The 2,106-nt window shown below is 76.1% G+C and carries 3 protein-coding genes; all 3 read right to left on the reverse strand.

Annotation, left to right across the window (positions count from 1 at the left end):
- Positions 1–820, reverse strand: an 820-nt coding sequence (locus tag B8460_RS15135; protein WP_048862440.1) for an SPFH domain-containing protein, incomplete at its 3' end; no start/stop codon positions are given.
- Positions 817–1,848, reverse strand: coding sequence for an SPFH domain-containing protein (locus B8460_RS15140; RefSeq protein ID WP_048862441.1), 1,032 nt, complete (start codon positions 1,846–1,848; stop codon positions 817–819). The genes B8460_RS15135 and B8460_RS15140, both read right to left, overlap by 4 nt.
- 5 nt (positions 1,849–1,853) lie before the next feature.
- Positions 1,854–2,106, reverse strand: a 253-nt coding sequence (locus B8460_RS15145; RefSeq protein ID WP_048862442.1) for a hypothetical protein, incomplete at its 5' end; no start/stop codon positions are given.

The raw sequence follows: 2,106 nt of genomic DNA on the forward strand, positions 1-2,106 counted from the left end.
GGTCGCGCTCGCGCGCGGCCTGCTGGCGGATGCGCTCGGCATCGGTGCGGGCGCGGGCGAGCGCCTGATCGGCGCCCTGCGTCGCCGACAGCACCGCGTCATAGGCGCGCTTGGCCGGCGGCGGCAGCGTCGCGGTGAGGTCGATGCGCACCGTCTCGATGCCGAGGGCGCCACCCGACGCCGCCAGTGCGGCGAGGCGCGCGTTCATCACCGCGGCGAGTTCGTCGCGCACCGCCTGCCGCGCCGCGGCGGCATCGGGCCGGGCGGCGCTGCCCGCCTCGGTGACCAGGAAATCATCGAGCCGGTGGCGCGCGGCGACGGTCACGGCGGCATCGCGGAACAGCCGGTCGAGCGCCGCCGGGATGTGCAGCTGCTGGAGCGCGAAGGCGACCGGATCGTTGATGCGGAACGTCATCGCGGCGTCGAGCAGCACGACGCCGCCGTCGCCGGTCAGATAGCTGCCGGCATTGCCCTGGGGCGGCGCGTGCTCGGCACGGTCGACGGCATCGTCCAGCCCCTCCGCCCGCGGCACCGGCGAGACATGCAGCGAGATCTGCCGCTCCGGCCCCGGGATCAGCTCCACCCGCTCCACCGGCGACGGCCACGCCAGCAGCAGGCCGGGCGGGGCGACGCGCACGATGCGGCCGAAGCGATAGACGACGGCGCTGCGATCGGCCGGCACCTGCCGTATGCCGGAGGCGAGCCAGGCCAGGGCCAGCAGCGCGGTCGCCAGCCAGACCGCGCGCATGCCGATCGTCAGCGCCTGCACCACCGGGCCGGCGGCGACGTCGTCGCCGGGACGGACGGCCGCCCTGGTCATGGGGCGCAGCGTCCGGTGTCGTCGGGCGGCGCCTCCACCAGCACGTGAAACGGCGCGGCGTCGGTGCGCAGGATGACGCGCGTGCCCGGCCCCACCACGGCGGCGACGGTGTCGAGCGAACGGAGCAGCGTGTAGAGGCGCGGATCGGCGCGATAGGCGCCGGCCTGGATGGCGGCGGCCTGCGCCTGCGCCCGCGCCTCGATCCCGGCGGCCTCGGTGCGGGCGGCGGCGACCGTCACGCGGGCGTCGCGCTCGGCGTCAGCGCGGATGGCGGCGGCCTGACGCAGCCCCTCGGCGGTGCGCTCGGCGGCGACGGTCTCGCGCTCGGCCTTCATGCGCCCGACCGTCGCGGCCATCGTCTCGGCGGGCAGACCGAGTCGCTCGATGCCGACGGCGCGCACGTCCAGGCCGTAGATGTCGGCGACGCGCGCCGCGACCTGCGCGCGCAGCCGCCGCTCCACCTCGTCGAGCTTCACCTGCGCCGGATCGGTGTTGACCAGGGCGGCGAGGTCGAAGCTGCTCGCGGTGACATGCAATGCCGCGCCGACGAAGCTGCGCAGCTGCCGCGCCGCCTCGTCCGGGTCGTTGCGCACGGCGCGCAGGAAGCGGGTGATGCGCGCCGGATCGGCCGGCACCTGCCACGCCACGTAGGCCTGCGCCAGCACGCGCAGCCCGTCGCGGGTGCCGACATCCTGCAGCCCGGTGGACGTGGTGCGCAGCCGCAGATCGACGGTGATGGTGCCGTCGATCGGCATCGGCAGCTTCCAGGCGAGCCCCGGCCGCGTCAGTACGCGCACCGGATCGCCGAAGCGGGTGACGACCACCGCCTCCCCGGCCGGCACCATGACGATGCAGGCGGCGAGCACCCCGCCCGCGACGACGAGTCCGGCGAGGATGAAGCGCAGCGCGACCCGCAGCCGCCCGCCGGACTCCGCCGCCCCGTGGGCGTGATGGTGATGCAGGCCGTGCCCGTGACCGTGCCCGTGCCCGTGGCTGTGGGAGTGACCGTGCGTGTGCGCGTGTGACATTGGGTTCAGTCCGGATCGACGGGGCCGGCGGGGGGCAGCACGAGGGCGGAGGGCGGACGCAGGTCGAGCGCCGGCGCGTCGCCGCCGCTCAGGTGCTGGTCGATGATGGTCAGCGGCGTGCGCGCCAGCGCGGCGATCAGGTCGGTGTCGTAGCGTTCCAGCAGGAACGCCCGCCCGCCCGCCGCATAGGCGTCGCGGTCGGCGGCGAAGCGCAGCGCGTCGCCCCGCGCGGTGCCCACCGTCTCCGCCGCCGCGCCG

Origin of the sequence: Acidisphaera rubrifaciens HS-AP3 (assembly GCF_000964365.1) — a bacterium.
Taxonomy (GTDB): domain Bacteria; phylum Pseudomonadota; class Alphaproteobacteria; order Acetobacterales; family Acetobacteraceae; genus Acidisphaera; species Acidisphaera rubrifaciens.

What these genes read in the sequence shown, in the direction of transcription:
- B8460_RS15140 (WP_048862441.1), bottom strand. Translation starts at nt 1,848, where the DNA reads ATGTCACACGCGCACACGCACGGTCACTCCCACAGCCACGGGCACGGG.